We start from the raw sequence: 16,837 nt of genomic DNA on the forward strand, positions 1-16,837 counted from the left end.
ATATAGCGTGAGGCCTTGCGGTCCCCCACTTTCCCCCTCGGGGCGTATGCGGTATTAGCGTAACTTTCGCTACGTTATCCCCCACTACACGGTACGTTCCGATGCATTACTCACCCGTTCGCCACTCGTCAGCGGAGCAAGCTCCCTGTTACCGTTCGACTTGCATGTGTAAAGCATGCCGCCAGCGTTCAATCTGAGCCAGGATCAAACTCTTAAGTTCAATCCAAAAACTCCAGAAACTTGACGTTTCTGCAGATACTTCAATTTCTTCGTAGCTTCTGGTATAAAGCCCGAAAGCCCTACCAGACGCCCCTCAGAACCGAGTACCCACACCTATCGGTTGTTCATCTTTTTAAAGAACTGCTGCATCAGCAGCGAAGAGGTGCGCATTATACAGAGCTTTTTGTCTCCGTCAAGAACTTTGTTTTTCCAGGCATTTCGCCGAACAACAAAGCCTTGATTCGCAGGACCCGGAAACTTCTTCCAGAACCCCTCTCCACCACTCCAGCGCTACGTTTCCGTTTGCACTGCAGCGAAGAGGTGCGCATTCTACAGAGCTTTAAAACCCTGTCAAGCATTTGTTTCCAGCAGAAAACCGCTCAAAAACAAAACCGCTCAACGCAGATTCCAGATCACATCCGGAACCCCCTCACCGCCTCAGCACTACGTTGCCGTTTGTGCTGCAGCGAAGAGGCCGAATTATATACAGCTATCAAATGGCGTCAAGGGGATTGGAAAAATATATTCAATTCACCGTAACGCGAGCGAACTTGCGCTTGCCGACTTGCAGAACCACCACGGCGCCCGCCTTCACGATCGCCGCCCTGTCGGTGAGCTTCTCGCCATCAATGCGAACACCACCCTGATCGATCATCCGCAACGACTCAGACGTACTGGACGTAAGGCCTGCCTGCTTGAGCACCGCGGCAACGCCGAGCCCCCCATCGACCGCGGCCAGAACCACTTCCGGAATAACATCCGGGATTGCATTGCGCTGGAAGCGGGCCTCAAAGTCCTCCAGCGCAGCAACCGCGGCAGCCTGGCCATGAAAGCGGGCGACTAACTCCTGGGCGAGCAGCACCTTGATATCACGCGGATTCCGCCCCCCCTCAATGGACACCCGCAGAGCACGCACTTCGCTGATCGGCTTGAACGAAAGCAGATCGTAGTAGCGCCACATCAACTCGTCCGAAACGGACATCACCTTTCCAAAGATCTCGGTCGGCGGCTCGTAGATCCCGATGTAGTTCCCCAGGGACTTGGACATCTTGTTAACGCCATCCAGCCCTTCCAGCAAGGGCATGGTGAGAACACACTGGGGCGCCTGCCCGTAATGCTTCTGCAACTCGCGCCCGACAAGCAGATTGAAGCGCTGATCGGTACCACCCAGTTCGATATCCGCCTTCATGGCAACAGAGTCATAGCCTTGACAGAGCGGGTAAAGAAACTCATGGATGGCGATCGGCTGCTGGCCTGCATAGCGCTTGGCAAAATCATCGCGCTCAAGCATACGGGCCACGGTGTGCTGGGCAGCAAGCCGAATCATCCCAGAAGCCCCAAGCGCCTCCATCCAGGTCGAGTTGAAGCAGACCTCGGTCTTTGACGGGTCCAGAATCTTGAACACCTGTTCCTGATAGGTACGGGCATTCTCCAGAACCTGCTCGCGGGTCAGGGGCGGACGGGTCGTGTTCTTGCCCGACGGATCGCCAATCATCCCGGTGAAGTCACCAATCAGGAACAACACCTGATGACCCAGCTCCTGAAAATGGCGCAGCTTGTTGATGAGCACTGTATGCCCCAGATGCAGATCGGGCGCAGTCGGATCAAAGCCAGCCTTGACGCGCAGAGGCTGCCCCTTTTTAAGCTTCTCCACCAGCTCGGCTTCGATGAGGAGCTCGTCGGCCCCACGCTTGATCAGCTCGAGAGCCGCAGTGATATCGGTCATATTTGTCCTTGCACAAGTCCAGACTCGCATCGTTTTTGTTAGACTTCGCGGCTTATTTTGCTTGGAAAGTCCGATGCTTGGAGAAAAGTGGCTGATTCTAGCGCATCTGAAAATGCTGCGCGAAAGCACCCCCGCCAGGCGCTGGAGCCTGTCCGGGCTTGCCCTGGCCTCGGCAGCCGGCATGGCCACCGCCATTGCAGTCGTCCCCGGAGGCGACGAACGGTCCATCAAGACCGAGACAGTCGTCCAGGCTCTGGGCACGCCCGCAATTCAGATCGAACAAACAGACCCCCGCCCCTTCATCAGGGAAGATCGCATCAGACCCGGCGAGAGCCTTGCCGGCGCGTTACGACGACTCGGCGTCAGCAACACACTGCTCAGCTCCCAGATCAACGCCCTGGCGGCCAGCAACCAGCTTAAGGGCATCACCGCACCAGGAACGCTCATCACGGTCGCCACCAGTGCTGAAGGAAGCCTGCACTCCGCCTCGCTGCACCGCCCGGGATCGGAGATCATCCATACACTGGAAAGCACTGACGGCAAGCTGCGCATCACCCCACAGACGGCCAGCCTAGACGTACGCACACACATGCAGGGCGGCGTAGTGCAGTCATCCCTGTTCGCCGCCATGGACAACGCCGGCCTGCCTGACAGCATCGCGGAAGAACTATCGCGAATCTTCGGTGACGACATCGACTTTCATACGGACGTCCGCCGCGGCGATCGCTTCAACGTAATCTACGAAGTGCTCTACCACCAAGGCCGTGCCGTCAAGACGGGGCGCATTCTCGCCGCCGAATTCATCAACCAGGGCCAGCGCCACTCGGCCTTCCTGTTCACTCACCCCAACGGGGACACGGACTATTACAACACCGACGGACGCAGCCACAAGGCCGGCTTCCTGCGCTCACCACTCGAGTTTTCGCGGGTAAGCTCCGGCTTCTCGATGCGACTTCACCCAGTCTTCGGCACCTGGCGGGAGCACAAGGGAGTCGACTATGCCGCCCCCCACGGCACCGCGGTAAAGGCAACATCGGACGGCACCGTCGAATTTGTCGGACGCCAGAATGGCTACGGCAATTTCGTAGTCCTGCGCCACGGTGATCGCTACACGACCGCTTACGGGCACCTCAGCAGCTTTGCCGCAGGCCTCCGGCAAGGCAGCAAGATCAGTCAGGGCGAAACGATAGGACGGGTTGGCAGCACGGGCTGGGCCACCGGCCCCCATCTGCACTATGAGCTCCGGATCAACAACATCCACCAGGATCCGCTCACGGTACGCCTGCCCGACGCAATGCCGCTGTCGGGCAGTTCGTTGACGCGCTTCCGCAGCCAGATGGAGCCTCTCGCTGCCAGCCTGACGCGCATTCAGGCGATTCAAGCAGCCCAGCTCGACTGAGCCAGAATCCGCCAGGCAAAAGAAACGGGGGCCAAGGCCCCCGTTGTCCATTCAAAAACCTGCGGTCGCAGATTCCGATCAGGCAGAGAACGACGAACCGCAGCCACAGGTGCTGGTTGCATTCGGATTGCGGATGACGAACTGGGAGCCTTCAAGCCCCTCGGAGTAATCGATCTCGGCGCCCACCAAGTACTGGTAGCTCATCGGATCGATCAGCAGCATCACGCCATCCTTCTCCATCACCGTGTCGTCGTCGTTGCGGATCTCGTCAAAGGTGAAACCGTACTGGAAGCCGGAGCACCCACCACCGGTAACGAACACCCGGAGCTTCAGATCCGGATTGCCTTCTTCAATGATCAGGTCCTTGACTTTGCTTGCAGCGCTATCGGTAAAAACGAGCGGCACGGGCATCTCGGTCACGGCGTTCATTGGACTACTCCTTCAGATGTATCTCAAAATTATGGTCAGGGCCCCGACAGCGGTCAAGCCACCCCGATGCGTATAGTTGACTAAAATACTCGATTTTAGTTCAAGGCATCAAGGGGATCTGCTCAAGCCCGGTCGTTTCAGGCAAGCCGAACAGAATGTTCATGTTCTGTACGGCCTGACCAGCCGCGCCCTTGACGAGATTATCGATCACCGACAACACTACAACCACGTCCCCCCCCTGGGGACGATGCACTGCGATCCGGCACATATTCGCCGACCGCACAGAACGGGTGGAGGGATGCGCGCCCTTAGGCATCACATCGACAAACGCCTCGCCGGCATAGCGCTCTTCAAAGAGCGCCTGCAGATCCACATCCTTTGTCAGACGGCCGTAGAGCGTAGCATGAATGCCGCGGATCATCGGGGTCAGATGCGGAACGAAAGTCAGACCAACAGGCTGACCGGCCGCGCGTGACAACCCCTGGCGGATCTCGGGAAGATGGCGATGCCCCGCCACGCCGTAGGCCTGGAAGTTGTCGGCAGACTCGGAGAACAGGATATGGGTTTCGGCCTTCCGGCCAGCGCCCGACACGCCGGACTTTGCATCCGCAATCAGGCCGCCTGCATCAACGATCCCGGCTTCCACGAGCGGCAGAAAACCGAGTTGGACCGCGGTCGGATAGCACCCCGGATTCGCCACAACCCGCGCCGACTTCACCGCTTCGCGATTCACCTCAGGGAGGCCATAGACCGCTTCACCAACCAGATCGGGGCATGCATGCGTCATGCCATACCACTTTTCCCACTCGGCGATATCGGTGATACGGAAATCCGCCGCGAGATCGATCACCTTGACTCCGGCATCGACGAGAGCACGCGCCTGCTGCATAGCAATGCCATTCGGGGTCGCAAAGAAGACCACATCACAGGAGCCCAGATCTGCAGCCTGCGGCTCGACGAAGCGCAGATCAACGCGACGGCGCAGACTCGGGAACATGTCCGCCACAGGCAGACCTGCCTCACCGCGCGAGGTGATGGCCTTCAGTTCCACCTCCGGATGCTGAGCCAACAGGCGAAGTATCTCTACGCCGGTATATCCCGTACCACCAACCACACCAACCTTGATCATGCTCTCCCCCAGAGTTGAAGATTGCCGTCAGACGACAACCCAGAATGCGCACGAAAAGATATCACTTCAAGATGACAAAAAGCCGCCCGAAGGCGGCTTTTTGATACAACTGCCAAGCAGATTAACGCTTGGAGAACTGCTTGCGGCGACGCGCCTTGCGGAAGCCAACCTTCTTACGCTCGACTTCACGAGCGTCACGGGTAACGAGACCCGCCTTCTTGAGCGGCGACTTCAGCTCAGCATCGTAGTCGATCAGGGCGCGGGTGATGCCATGACGAACGGCACCAGCCTGACCAGATTCGCCACCGCCGGTGACGTTCACCAGGATGTCGAAGGAATCGACGAAGTTGGTCAGAACCAGCGGCTGACGCACGATCATGCGGCCGGTTTCGCGGGAGAAGAACTGGTCAACCGGCTTACCGTTCACAACGATATTGCCAGAGCCCTTCTTCATGAAGACGCGGGCAACAGCCGACTTGCGGCGACCGGTACCGTAGTTATAAGTCACAGCCATCATCGGCTCCTGTTAAATCGCGAGAACTTGGGGCTGCTGCGCAGAATGCGGGTGCTCGCCACCGGCGTAGCACTTGAGCTTCTTGAGCATGGCGTAGCCGAGCGGGCCCTTGGGCAGCATGCCCTTGACGGCCTTTTCCAGCACGCGAGCGGGGAAGCGCTGCTGCAGCTTGGTAAAGTTGGTTTCGTAGATGCCGCCCGGATAGCCGGAGTGACGATAGTACTTCTTGTCCTGAGCCTTGTTACCAGTCACACGCAGCTTTTCGACGTTAACGACGACAATGAAGTCACCGGTATCGACGTGCGGGGTGTAGATGGCTTTATGTTTGCCGCGCAAGCGACGAGCAATTTCGGAAGCAAGCCGACCAAGGACCAGATCCGTCGCATCCACGACGAACCAGTCGCGCTTGACCTCATGCGGCTTGGCAGAAAACGTTTTCATGAAGATCCCTCAGACTTTTCCCGACACCGGGAACGACCATAATTCGGAAAGCCGTGGATTCTACAGCGGAGCTTTCGACTATGTCAAACCCTGACGAGAGATAAAAAAAAGCGCAGATCGGGGAGATCTGCGCTAAATCCACACCAAAGGAGGAGGGTGGAGGAGACACTCTTCAGTCGCCCCAGACGACAAAAGCAACTGGACTGAGATAATTATCTCCACCCCCACCCCGGGATGCAAGTCTTTTTTGTGCGATGCACCACAAATCTTTAAATCTATCCATAAATGCTTTCTATACACATAAAATATGTTACAAGCCGCTGTTTTTATTGAAAATATCCATAGCGCAAAAAGAGATTCAATCCGACCTTCCCCACGAAGCCGGAGTGCACCATGATGCACTGCAACAAAAGAACGGATTTCTGCCCCCTCGGCCCCGGCTACAATCCGGGCTGAGCCCCTAGACAGGGATGGGCTCGCAGACCTATCTGCAGTCAGAACACGGAAAGGAAAACAAATTTATGGAATGCGTGGTGAAGTGGGTCGACGGCATGAGTTTCATGGCCGAAACCGGATCAGGGCACCTGGTCATGATGGATGGCGCCCCTGAAGCGGGCGGCCGCAACCTCGCCCCCCGTCCGATGGAAATGATGTTGGCTGGTGCCGGGGGCTGCACGGCCTTCGATGTCGTCCTGATCCTCAAGCGCAGCCGCCAGGACGTCACCGACTGCGCCGTGACCCTCAAGGCAGATCGCGCCGAGAGCGACCCCAAGGTATTCACCCGGATCGCCTTTCACTACAAGGTCACGGGCCGCAACCTGAAGGCGGACAGCGTCGAACGCGCCATCAAGCTCTCTTACGAGAAATACTGCTCCGCCACCATCATGCTGGGCAAGACGGCTGAAATCGAACACACCTGGGAAATCATCGAGGCCTGACCTGCCTGCACAGCGGGACAGACGCCCCGCTACACCCAGTAGGCCACCCCGGTCATCACGCGCGAACTGGCCTTCATGGCGGCCTTGACCACACCGGGCAGTTCGACAGCCCCAAGGCGCAAGGCCGTATCTGCGTGGGCCGCCTCGTCAACCTTCATCTGCACCACGATCTCCCGGGTACGGAGGTCGTGGTCGGGCAAACGGTCGAGGTGACTCTTGAGGTGCGCCTCAACCTGCCTCTCTGTTTCCGCCAGAAAGCCGAGATTGACGCCGTCACCGAATTTTGCGGCGAGCATGCCGATGGCCAGCGATCCCCCATACCAGAGGGGATTGAGGAGGCTTTTACGCCCCCCCAGCTCGGCAATCCGCCGCTCTGTCCAGGCCAAGTGCTCAGTTTCCTCCTGCGCCGCCCCCTCGAGGGCACGCTTGATGCCCTCGTCGCGCGACATCATGGCCTGCCCCTGATAGAGGGCCTGCGCACAAATCTCGCCACAGTGGTTCACCCGCATCAGGGATGCTGCCTGGCGCTTTTCCTCGTCGGAAAGCTCCGCTTCCGGCAAGTCGCCGCCCGGCACAGGGCGGACCGTCCCTGCAGGTGCAAAGACAGTGCGCAGCGCCTTGTCGAAACCGATGATGAGTTGGTCGAGCATGTACGTAAATCCTGAGAGTAAGCGGGTGTTCAGCGGAGCCGGGCGGCATTCCTGAGCTGGCGTACGATTGCCTCGCGATCCGGCAGCACACTGCCCGGCGGGCAAAAGAACTCCTTGGCCAGCACCGCATGCTGGCGGTTGAAGGCGTTATCCACGATGCGCTGCCAGGCATCATTGCGAGACAGGACCCACTCGGAGCTCCTCCCCAACGCATAAAGCCGCCGCTCGGCAGTGGCGCAACGGATCCCTTCGTAACTCAGGTTCTCAGCACCGCCGGCCGCCCTCACCAGCAAAGAGTAACGGACAATTCCGTCATCCCCCAGGGAAAGGGACTTCTCATCGATGAAAAAGGATGCGCTCGCATCAGGGCTGACCTGGAAGGGGATGAGGTTGCTAGACACCGGAAAGGCTGGCAACTGCAGGGGCAGCTCCTTCCACTCCGGCGCGGCCTCCTCTTCGAAGAGGGCCTTTCTCTCGGTGGAACACCCCCCCAGCAACAGGGCAAGAACACAACAGACGGCGAACCGCCGGCCAAGGGAAAACCCGGAAATCTTGTCTGGCATAAACACTTTCAAAGGCGCCGGTCGCAAGGCAGACGGCCTGCCCTGCGCTCCGGCCGGCGGAACACCCCGGGATTATCCAGCAATCGCCGCTTCAATCTCCGCAAAAGTACGCGCAACTTCGGCAGTCTGCAGGGGGATCCCCATCTGCCGGGCGATCTGGGATGCCGAGAAGATCCCTCGCACAGCGAGACCACCGTCCGCCCCCTCTTCCATCACCAGTGCGTGCTGACGCCCACAGGCCTTGAGCGTCGCCACCACATGCCCGACTTCCGAGCGAAGCACGTCTGAGAGATGCACGGCATCCAGCTCTTCAGTCGTCACCATGATATCGCGCACACTGAGTTCTTCATGGCGCATCATCCGCGCCCTCGCCACCCGCGTCGGCTTTTCGCCAAGCAGGTCGTTCGCCGTGACGATGCCGACGATGCGACGCGCCGCATCCGTCACAAACAGCAGACGGACCCCGCGCAGAATCATGCTTTGATTGGTTTCAGGCAGTGACAGTGCGTCGCTGATGGTTGCCGCAGGAATCCGTCGCAAGTCGGTCATCACCTCGATGGCCGGCGACGCTGCGGTCACTTTTGCCAGGCTCCAGGCATCTGCAACCTCGCATGCTCCGCTCTTGACCCGGAACTGCTTGATCGGCTGATAGTTAAGGCGCTCCATGGTGTCTCCTCCCGCTCAGGGCCTGCATGGGAAAACCCGCCCCCGCAAGGGGGCGGGCCGAACGCCGTGCGATGACGGCGAATCCAGGAATGACTCTCTGACACGGGCGCCTCTGCCGAGTTTCCGGAGCTCAGGCGTTCGGCGGCGGCGGCTCCAGGCGATCCTGCGGCCGGTCGAACAGCCTGTAACTCTCGGGCACCTCGAAAATCCGGTCCCGGAACAACAGGCGGGCCAGCTCCATGAGCGCGGACTGATACACCCCCCGCTTGAACTCGATCACCGCATCCAGCGGAACCCAATAGAAACTCCAGCGCCAGGCATCGAACTCCGGGTGATTGCTCGCTCGCAGGCAAACGTCGGAATCGCGCCCCACCAACCGGAGCAGAAACCAGATCTGTTTCTGCCCCCGATAGGTGTTGCGCCATTCCCGCTTGATCCAGTGCTTGGGCACCTCGTAACGCAACCAGCCGCGCGTGCGGCCGATGATGCGGACGTGCTCAGGCTTCAAGCCGACTTCTTCGAAGAGCTCACGGTACATGGCCTGTTCCGGCGACTCGCCGTGCTTGATTCCGCCTTGCGGAAACTGCCAGGAATGTTCTCGTATCCGTTTGCCCCAGAAAACCTCGTTGCGCGCATTCACCAGAATGATGCCGACGTTAGGCCGATAGCCTTCACGGTCGAGCATGGTGCAACCTTTAATTCATGAACTGTCCGGAATTCTTCCACATTTCCCCCTGTCGCGAAAGAACAACGCCCCGATTCGGTGCGCTGCAACAGAGGCACTGGCGGCTCACCGTGTGCACGGTAAAATCATGGACTGACTTATAACGGATTCCGCCATGCGAGCCTCCCAGTTCTTCCTCTCCACCCTCAAGGAAGCCCCCTCCGACGCCGAAGTCACCAGTCACAAGCTGATGATGCGTGCGGGGCTGATCAAGCGCCTTGCCGGCGGCATCTATACCTGGATGCCCCTCGGCCTGCGCGCCCTGCGCAAGGTGGAAGCCATCGTGAGGGAAGAAATGAACCGGGCCGGCGCCATTGAGGTCCTGATGCCTGCCGTCCAGCCTGCCGAACTGTGGCAGGAATCCGGCCGCTGGGACTTCTACGGCCCCGAGCTGCTGCGCTTCAAGGACCGCCATGACCGCGATTTCGTGATCGGCCCCACCCACGAGGAGGTCATCACCGACGTGGTTCGCCGTGAGCTCAAGAGCTATCGTCAGTTGCCCAAGCACTTCTACCAGGTGCAGATGAAGTTCCGCGACGAGATCCGCCCGCGCTTCGGCGTGATGCGTGGCCGCGAGTTCGTCATGAAGGACGGCTACTCCTTCCACAGCTCCTTCGAGGATCTGCAGCGGGAATACCGCAACATGTACGACACCTACCACCGCATTTTCCAGCGCCTCGGCCTGAAGTTCCGTGCGGTGGCGGCCGACACCGGCTCCATCGGCGGTACGGGCTCCCATGAGTTCCACGTGATCGCCGAAACCGGCGAGGACGACATCGCCTACTGCCCGGACTCCGACTACGCCGCCAACGTCGAACTGGCCGAGGCCCTGGCCCCCGCGACACCCCGCCCGGCAGTCTCGGCGCCGCTGACCAAGGTACATACGCCCGGCGCCAAGACCATCGACGAAGTGGCAGCCTTCCTGAAGGTGGCCGCCACCGCCACGGTCAAGGCCATCGTGGTGGACGGCGACGAAGCCTCCGGCAACAAGCCCGTGCTGCTGCTTCTGCGCGGCGACCACGAACTGAACGAAGTGAAGGCCCAGAAGATCGCCGGCGTGAAGAATCCGCTGACTTTCGCCTCGCCGGCCTCCCTGCTCGCCGCCTTCGGCGCCAATGCCGGCTCCCTCGGCCCGGTCGGCTTCCAGGGCCGCGTGGTGATGGACCGCAGCGTGGCCGCCATGGCCGACTTCGTCACCGGCGCCAACGAAGACGACTACCACTACACCGGCGTGAACATCGGGCGCGACTTCCCCGAGGCCGAAGTGGCCGACCTGCGCAACGTGGTGGCCGGCGACCCATCCCCCGACGGCAAGGGCACGCTTGAGATTTGCCGCGGCATCGAAGTCGGCCACATTTTCCAGCTTCGCACCAAGTACTCCGAAGCCCTCGCCTGCAAGTTCCTCAACGAACAGGGCAAGGAGCAGGTCATGGAGATGGGCTGCTACGGCATCGGCGTGTCGCGCATCCTCGGTGCGGCCATCGAACAGAACAACGACGCCCGCGGCATCATCTGGCCGGACGCCATCGCGCCTTTCCAGGTGGCCATCGTGCCGATGGGCTACGCCAAGTCCGAAGCCGTCCGCGAAGCCGCCAACGCGCTCTACGCCGAGCTCACCGCCGCCGGCATCGACGCCTTTCTGGATGACCGCGACGAACGTCCGGGCTCCCTGCTGGCCGACAACGAACTGATCGGCACCCCGCACCGGGTGGTGATCGGCGACCGCGGCCTGAAGGAAGGTGTGGTCGAATACCAGGGCCGTCGCGACGCTGAAGCGACCAAACTGACGGTGGCCGAAGTTGCCGCCACCGTCATCGCCAAACTCAAGGCCTGATGCAGATGACCGGCTTGCGCAAAAACCTGGGCTCCGTGGTGCTGGCCCTGCTGCTGGCAAGCGGAGTTCCGCTTGCCCAGGCCGGCAACCAGCTCTACGAACCGCTGGCTGCCAGCGCCCAGGCGGCCCTGCACGCGGCGGTCGCCGACCAGGCACCGCTCGATCCCAGCTTCCAGCGCAATCCGGAGCGGGCGCGCTGGCTCAACGAGATGTCCCAGCGGCTGGCCAGGCGCATCCCCGACGAAGCCTATCGTTCCGAGCTGCTGCGCGCCGTGCATTACGAGGCCACCCGCGCCGGTCTCGACCCACAGCTGGTGCTGGGTCTCGTCCAGGTCGAAAGCGGCTTCAAGAAATACGCGGTGTCGACGGCCGGCGCGCGCGGCTACATGCAGGTGATGCCCTTCTGGGTCAAGCTCATCGGCAACCAGGAAACCAACCTCTTCCACATGCGCACCAACCTGCGCTTCGGCTGCACCATCCTGCGCCACTACCTGGACATCGAAAAGGGCGACCTCTTCCGCGCCCTGGGCCGCTACAACGGCAGCCTGGGCAAGCCCGAGTACCCCAACCTGGTCCGGGCTGCGTGGGAGAACAACTGGTCCTATCCTTCCCTGCGTCTGGCCCAGAACCCCTGAACCGGACGATCCGGGCACAAACGAAACGGGCACCGCGAGGTGCCCGTTTTCAATCCGCTGAGCAATGGGCTCAGGCGACGATGATCCCGCCTCCCAGGCACACCCGGCTCTCGTAGATCACCACGCTCTGCCCCGGGGTCACCGCCCACTGCGGCTGGGCGAAGGCGATCTCGGCACGGCCATCCACCAGGCTGTCGATCTCGCATGGGGCATCGGGGGTGCGGTAGCGCGGCTTGGCCGTGTACACCCAGTGGGTACGGGGATCGCGCCCCGACACCCAGCTCAGGTCCGCGGCAATCATGCGGTCTTTGAGCAGGGCGGGATGATCGTGCCCCTGAACTACGTACAACACGTTCTTGGCCACATCCTTCACCGCCGCATACCAGGCATCGTGCTCACCGGCCTCATCCTGATTGCCCTTGATGCCGCCGATCTGCAGGCCCTTGCGCTGACCGATGGTGTGATGCATCAGCCCCTGGTGCTGGCCGATCACCTTGTCCCCCTCGAGGGTCCGGATCTCACCCGGGCGGGCGGGCAGATAGCGGGACAGGAACTCCCGGAAGGGCCGCTCGCCGATGAAACAGATGCCGGTCGAGTCCTTCTTGTCGAAAACATGCAAACCGGCCGCCTCGGCCAGCTTGCGGACGTCCCGTTTGTACAGATGACCGATGGGGAACAAGGTCCTGGAGAGCTGGGCCTGGTTGAGGCGGTACAGGAAGTAGCTCTGGTCCTTCGTTCCGTCCTCGGCCTTGAGCAGCTGGAATTCGGTCCGGCCGTCATTGGTCCATTCGCGCACCTGGGCGTAGTGCCCGGTGGCGATACGATCGGCCCCCAGGGCCATCGCGTGATCCAGGAAGGCCTTGAACTTGATTTCCGAGTTGCACAGGATGTCCGGGTTCGGCGTGCGCCCCGCCTCGTACTCCTTCAGGAAGTCGGCGAAGACGCGCTCCTTGTACTCCTTCGAGAAGTTGACCACCTCCAGCTCGATGCCCAGCACATCGGCCACCGATACCACGTCAACCAGGTCGGCCCGGGTCGAGCAGTACTCATCGTCATCGTCGTCCTCCCAGTTCTTCATGAACAGGCCGACCACGTCGTAGCCCTGCTGCTTGAGCAACAGGGCCGCCACCGACGAATCCACACCGCCGGACATGCCGACGACGACTTTTTCCTTACGAGACATTCGGTCCTTCTCCATCCAGCCAGTCTTCCAGGGGCAACACCACGGCCGGATCGCCGTGTTCCCCGAACCACGTATCCACAACGAACTGCTGACCCGGCGGCTCGCCGGCCACATCCCGGATCACCGCAGAAAAATGCTGGCTCACCAGCCAGCGCACCCGCCGCCGAATGGGCTCGACGGCATGAAAGTGCAGCAGCCCGCGCCCTTCCAGCAGATGCAGAAACCCCGTCGTGGTCTCCGCATGGTCAATGCAGTCCATCATTCCATGCACGGCATCATCGAGGAAATCCCCCGGTCGGTCGGCATGGATGGGCGATTGCTCACCCGCCCAGCGGTACATCTGCCCGACCACCTGGGCCAGGATCGCCCGCTCGGCAATCGGCGTGTCGGCCAAACCCAGGCGCTGCCCCAGTTCGGCAATCCGGGCTTCGGCAAAACTCACTTCCTGGCGCGCCATGCAGCCATAGTTGAAGCACACCACTGCCTGCTCGTCGGCGAGCGCCCGGCCGGCTCCGCACAGGCACAGCAGAATCAGAAACCAGCGCATCACCGTCGCTTCAGCCTAACTGTCGTAATGGCGGATCAAGTCCAGGGGATACTGCCTGCCCGCAAGGTAGTCCTCGCAGCATTGCAGGATCAGGGGGCTGCGATGGCGCGCCCGTGTCGCCCGCACTTCATCGAGGTCCATCCACACCGCGCGGACGATGCCCTCATCCAGGCTGCGCGCCGGATCAAAGCCGACGACATCGCCACCGAACGCAAACCGCAAATAGGTCACGTCATTGTCGGGACGTGGCCACTGGTAAACGCCCACCAGGAATCGTGGCACAAAGCTGTGAGCCGTTTCTTCCAGCGCTTCGCGGGCAGTCGCATCAACCAGCGACTCGCCCTGCTCCAGGTGCCCCGCAGGCTGATTGAAGCGCAAGCCACCCTCGGTCTCTTCCTCGACCAGCAGGAAGCGGCCATCGCGCTCGACGATCGCCGCCACTGTGACATTAGGTTTCCAGAGTCTCATGGGCGCCCCACACGCAAAGCCGGCATTCTAACCCCTTCCGGGCGGCGGTCCGCAGGTCCGCGGAATGCGCTAGAATCGGGGGTTTGAATTTACTGCATACAGCTGGAGATCCCCATAATGTCAATGGCAGACCGCGACGGTTTCATCTGGTACGACGGCAAGCTCGTGCCGTGGCGCGAAGCGACCACCCACGTGCTCACCCATTCCCTGCACTACGGCCTGTCCGTATTCGAGGGCGTCCGTGCGTACAACACCGTCAAGGGCACCGCGATCTTCCGCCTGGCCGAGCACACCCAGCGCCTGCTGAACTCCGGCAAGATCTACATGATGAGCATTCCTTACACCAAGGATGAACTCATGGAAGCCCAGCTGGAAGTGGTCCGTGCCAACAAGCTCGAGTCCTGCTATCTGCGCCCAATCGCCTTCTACGGCTCCGAAAAGATGGGCATCTCCACCAAGGGCGCCACCGTCCACGTGGCCATCGCCGCCTGGCCGTGGGGCGCCTACCTGGGTGAAGACGGCCTCGAGAAGGGCATTCGCGTCAAGACCTCGTCCTTCGCCCGTCACCACGTCAACGTGACCATGCCGCGCGCCAAGCTGGCCTCCACCTACGCCAACTCCATTCTGGCCAACCTGGAAGCCACCGAAGCCGGCTACGACGAAGCCCTGCTCCTCGACACCAACGGCTTCGTGGCCGAAGGCGCCGGCGAGAACCTCTTCGTGATCAAGGACGGCGCCATCTACGAACCCGAAATCGCTTCGGCCCTCACCGGCATCACCCGCTCTTCGGTGATCCAGGTGGCCAAGGAATTCGGTCTCGAAGTGATCTCCAAGCGCATCACCCGCGACGACATCTACATCGCCGACGAAGCCTTCTTCACCGGCACCGCCGCCGAAGTCACCCCGATTCGCGAACTCGACGGCCGTACCATCGGCGAAGGCCGCCGCGGCCCGATCACCGAGAAGCTGCAGACCCGCTTCTTCGAGATCGTGAACGGCAAGGCCCCCGAGTACGAACACTGGCTGTCATTCATCTAAGCTCAGAGATCCAGGAGAAATCCATGCCCGAGAACCAGGACAAGACCCAGCCGATCGCAGTCACGGCCAAGGAGCTGCCCCTTCACTGTCCGATGCCCGACGCCCCCCTGTGGGCCCGGCATCCCCGTGTCTTTCTCGACGTGACGGCAGAAGGCCAGGCCACCTGCCCCTACTGTGGCGCCAAGTACGTCTTCTCCGGCGAGTTGCCCAAAGGTCATCACTGACCCTTCGGCGCAGGTAACGGGACGGGGGCGGCAACGCCCCCGTCCCGCGTCCGGACCTTCCCTCCGAGAGGCATCCGCATGAGCAGTCCGATCTTCACCTCCCCGGAAGACGCCGAAGCCGCCTTCTATGCTGCCCTGGCCCAAGCCGACCTGGACCAGATGATGGCCGTCTGGTCGGAGGACGATGAAGTTGTCTGCATCCACCCCGGCAGCATCCGCCTGATCGGCCTCAACGCCATCCGTGAATCCTGGCGCCAATTGTTCGCCAGCGGCGCGCGCATCACCGTCAGCCCCACGCATCCGGTACGCTGGACCGACATGATGCTGGCCGTACACACCGTGCATCAGCATGTGCACGTGGAAGGTGACGATCGCCTGCATCCGCCGATCATCGCCACCAACGTCTTCGCCCGCGGCGCCCTCGGCTGGCGGATGATCATGCACCATGCCGCCCCCGCGCCGGACATGGACAACCTGCACAGCCACGACAGCCCGCACATCATCCATTGAGGCCCCACCGCCCTTCAGGCTACACCGCCCCACGCTGGCTGCCCGGCGGCCACGCCCAGACCATCTGGCCCCTCCTTTGCAAGGGGCCACTCCCCAGCTTCCAGAGAGAACGCTGGGCCACGCCCGACGGCGACTTCATCGACCTGGACTGGCTGCCCCACCAAGCTGGCAAGCCCCTCGTAATCCTCTTCCACGGACTGGAAGGCTCGAGCGACTCACCGTATGCCCGCAGCCTGATGCGCCTCGTCGCGGCCAGGGGCTGGAACGGAGTCGTGCCGCATTTCCGTGGCTGCTCCGGCGAACCCAACCTGCTTCCCCGCGCCTACCATTCGGGTGATGCCGAAGAGATCGGCTGGATTCTCGAACGCCTGGCAAGCCGCCACACCGGCGTCGCCCGCTACGCCGCCGGAGTCTCTCTGGGCGGAAATGCACTGCTGCTCTGGCTCGGCACCCGCGGTGAAGCCGCCCACCCCATCGTCAATGCCGCCGCCGCGATCTGCCCACCGCTGGACCTCAGCGCCGCCGGGCATCACCTCGGCAAGGGCTTCAACCGCCTGTACACCCGCCACTTCCTGGCCACGCTGAAGCACAACGCGGCCACCAAGCTCAGCCGCCACCCGGGCCTCTTCGACCGTGAGGCCATGCTGCGCAGCCGCAACCTCTATGAGTTCGACAACGTCGTCACCGCACCGCTGCATGGCTTCAAGAACACCGACGACTACTGGCAGCGCGCCTCCAGCAAGACCCATCTGCAGGGCATCCGGATCCCGACCCTGGTGATAAACCCGCTCAACGATCCCTTCCTGCCCGCCCGCCACCTACCCGGCAAGCAGGACGTCTCCGCCGCGGTCACCCTGGAGCAGCCTGCCGAGGGCGGCCATGTGGGTTTTGTGTGCGGCCCCTGGCCCGGCCACCTGGACTGGCTTCCGCAGCGACTCGTGAGCTTTTTCACGGACGCTCCGGAATGTTAAACAACATCACAAAGGCACACCGATGTGTC

General features: G+C 61.5%; 20 protein-coding genes and 1 rRNA gene. 8 read left to right on the plus strand and 13 right to left on the minus strand.

Going from position 1 to position 16,837, the window contains the following annotated elements; translation table 11 throughout:
- Positions 1-220 (minus strand): 16S ribosomal RNA (locus HHL15_RS22215); the annotation flags it as partial.
- A gap of 525 nt (positions 221-745) precedes the next feature.
- Complete coding sequence (tyrS, locus tag HHL15_RS22220) at positions 746-1,945, minus strand: tyrosine--tRNA ligase (protein ID WP_169148011.1); 1,200 nt, start codon at positions 1,943-1,945, stop codon at positions 746-748.
- A gap of 73 nt (positions 1,946-2,018) precedes the next feature.
- Between tyrS and HHL15_RS22225 the strand changes: the two genes are divergently transcribed.
- A complete protein-coding gene (locus tag HHL15_RS22225) occupies positions 2,019-3,344 on the plus strand; it encodes a M23 family metallopeptidase (protein ID WP_169148012.1) in 1,326 nt (441 codons plus the stop codon).
- A gap of 78 nt (positions 3,345-3,422) precedes the next feature.
- On the opposite strand, the gene erpA is transcribed toward HHL15_RS22225, so the two are convergent.
- The 4 genes from erpA to rplM form a co-directional block, all read right to left on the minus strand.
- Positions 3,423-3,773 carry an iron-sulfur cluster insertion protein ErpA gene (erpA, locus tag HHL15_RS22230; protein WP_169148013.1) on the minus strand — a complete coding sequence of 117 codons (351 nt, stop codon included), beginning with the start codon at positions 3,771-3,773 and terminating at the stop codon, positions 3,423-3,425.
- 100 nt (positions 3,774-3,873) lie between these two features.
- Positions 3,874-4,902 carry an N-acetyl-gamma-glutamyl-phosphate reductase gene (argC, locus tag HHL15_RS22235; protein ID WP_169148014.1) on the minus strand — a complete coding sequence of 343 codons (1,029 nt, stop codon included), beginning with the start codon at positions 4,900-4,902 and terminating at the stop codon, positions 3,874-3,876.
- A 121-nt stretch (positions 4,903-5,023) separates the two neighbouring features.
- Positions 5,024-5,416 (minus strand): 30S ribosomal protein S9, encoded by a 393-nt coding sequence (gene rpsI, locus HHL15_RS22240; protein ID WP_169148056.1) that lies wholly within the window; start codon positions 5,414-5,416, stop codon positions 5,024-5,026.
- A 12-nt stretch (positions 5,417-5,428) separates the two neighbouring features.
- Positions 5,429-5,857, minus strand: a complete 429-nt coding sequence (gene rplM, locus HHL15_RS22245) for a 50S ribosomal protein L13 (RefSeq protein WP_169148015.1) — start codon at positions 5,855-5,857, stop codon at positions 5,429-5,431.
- 521 nt (positions 5,858-6,378) lie between these two features.
- Here rplM and HHL15_RS22250 point away from each other — a divergent pair.
- Positions 6,379-6,795, plus strand: coding sequence for an OsmC family protein (locus HHL15_RS22250; protein WP_169148057.1), 417 nt, complete (start codon positions 6,379-6,381; stop codon positions 6,793-6,795).
- Positions 6,796-6,824: 29 nt separating this feature from the next.
- Here the strand turns inward: HHL15_RS22250 and coq7 are convergent, their stop codons facing one another.
- The 4 genes from coq7 to HHL15_RS22270 all read right to left on the minus strand — a co-directional run bounded on the left by coq7 (position 6,825) and on the right by HHL15_RS22270 (position 9,359).
- Positions 6,825-7,445, minus strand: a complete 621-nt coding sequence (gene coq7, locus HHL15_RS22255; RefSeq protein WP_169148016.1) for a 2-polyprenyl-3-methyl-6-methoxy-1,4-benzoquinone monooxygenase — start codon at positions 7,443-7,445, stop codon at positions 6,825-6,827.
- A gap of 29 nt (positions 7,446-7,474) precedes the next feature.
- Complete coding sequence (locus tag HHL15_RS22260) at positions 7,475-8,008, minus strand: CNP1-like family protein (RefSeq protein WP_169148017.1); 534 nt, start codon at positions 8,006-8,008, stop codon at positions 7,475-7,477.
- Between the two features lie 72 nt (positions 8,009-8,080).
- Positions 8,081-8,674 carry a CBS domain-containing protein gene (locus tag HHL15_RS22265; protein ID WP_169148018.1) on the minus strand — a complete coding sequence of 198 codons (594 nt, stop codon included), beginning with the start codon at positions 8,672-8,674 and terminating at the stop codon, positions 8,081-8,083.
- 130 nt (positions 8,675-8,804) lie between these two features.
- A complete protein-coding gene (locus HHL15_RS22270; protein ID WP_169148019.1) occupies positions 8,805-9,359 on the minus strand; it encodes an RNA pyrophosphohydrolase in 555 nt (184 codons plus the stop codon).
- A 154-nt stretch (positions 9,360-9,513) separates the two neighbouring features.
- Here HHL15_RS22270 and HHL15_RS22275 point away from each other — a divergent pair, with 154 nt between their 5' ends.
- Together HHL15_RS22275 and HHL15_RS22280 are read left to right on the plus strand one after the other, a co-directional pair.
- Positions 9,514-11,232, plus strand: a complete 1,719-nt coding sequence (locus HHL15_RS22275) for a proline--tRNA ligase (protein ID WP_169148020.1) — start codon at positions 9,514-9,516, stop codon at positions 11,230-11,232.
- 5 nt (positions 11,233-11,237) lie between these two features.
- Positions 11,238-11,867: a lytic transglycosylase domain-containing protein gene (locus HHL15_RS22280; protein ID WP_169148021.1), complete on the plus strand. Its 630-nt coding sequence runs from the start codon at positions 11,238-11,240 to the stop codon at positions 11,865-11,867.
- 70 nt (positions 11,868-11,937) lie between these two features.
- Here HHL15_RS22280 and mnmA read toward each other — a convergent pair whose 3' ends face one another.
- The 3 genes from mnmA to HHL15_RS22295 are packed head-to-tail and all read right to left on the minus strand — an operon-like array spanning position 11,938 to position 14,065.
- On the minus strand, positions 11,938-13,050 hold the full coding sequence (mnmA, locus tag HHL15_RS22285) for a tRNA 2-thiouridine(34) synthase MnmA (protein WP_169148022.1): 1,113 nt from the start codon (positions 13,048-13,050) through the stop codon (positions 11,938-11,940).
- Positions 13,040-13,597, minus strand: coding sequence for a hypothetical protein (locus HHL15_RS22290; protein ID WP_169148023.1), 558 nt, complete (start codon positions 13,595-13,597; stop codon positions 13,040-13,042). The genes mnmA and HHL15_RS22290 overlap by 11 nt, the downstream gene beginning before the upstream one ends.
- 15 nt (positions 13,598-13,612) lie before the next feature.
- Complete coding sequence (locus HHL15_RS22295; protein WP_169148024.1) at positions 13,613-14,065, minus strand: NUDIX hydrolase; 453 nt, start codon at positions 14,063-14,065, stop codon at positions 13,613-13,615.
- Between the two features lie 117 nt (positions 14,066-14,182).
- Between HHL15_RS22295 and HHL15_RS22300 the strand changes: the two genes are divergently transcribed.
- The 4 genes from HHL15_RS22300 to HHL15_RS22315 all read left to right on the plus strand — a co-directional run bounded on the left by HHL15_RS22300 (position 14,183) and on the right by HHL15_RS22315 (position 16,808).
- Positions 14,183-15,103, plus strand: a complete 921-nt coding sequence (locus HHL15_RS22300; protein WP_169148025.1) for a branched-chain amino acid transaminase — start codon at positions 14,183-14,185, stop codon at positions 15,101-15,103.
- Positions 15,104-15,126: 23 nt separating this feature from the next.
- On the plus strand, positions 15,127-15,327 hold the full coding sequence (locus tag HHL15_RS22305) for a zinc-finger domain-containing protein (protein WP_169148026.1): 201 nt from the start codon (positions 15,127-15,129) through the stop codon (positions 15,325-15,327).
- Positions 15,328-15,405: 78 nt separating this feature from the next.
- Entirely contained in the window at positions 15,406-15,837 is a 432-nt protein-coding gene (locus HHL15_RS22310; RefSeq protein ID WP_169148027.1) for a nuclear transport factor 2 family protein, read from the plus strand.
- Positions 15,834-16,808 carry a hydrolase gene (locus HHL15_RS22315; RefSeq protein WP_169148028.1) on the plus strand — a complete coding sequence of 325 codons (975 nt, stop codon included), beginning with the start codon at positions 15,834-15,836 and terminating at the stop codon, positions 16,806-16,808. Before HHL15_RS22310 ends, HHL15_RS22315 begins: the two co-directional genes overlap by 4 nt.
- Positions 16,809-16,837 lie beyond the last annotated feature (29 nt).

The sequence above is a fragment of the Zoogloea dura genome (assembly GCF_012927165.1).
In the GTDB taxonomy this organism is placed as follows: Bacteria; Pseudomonadota; Gammaproteobacteria; order Burkholderiales; family Rhodocyclaceae; genus Zoogloea; species Zoogloea dura.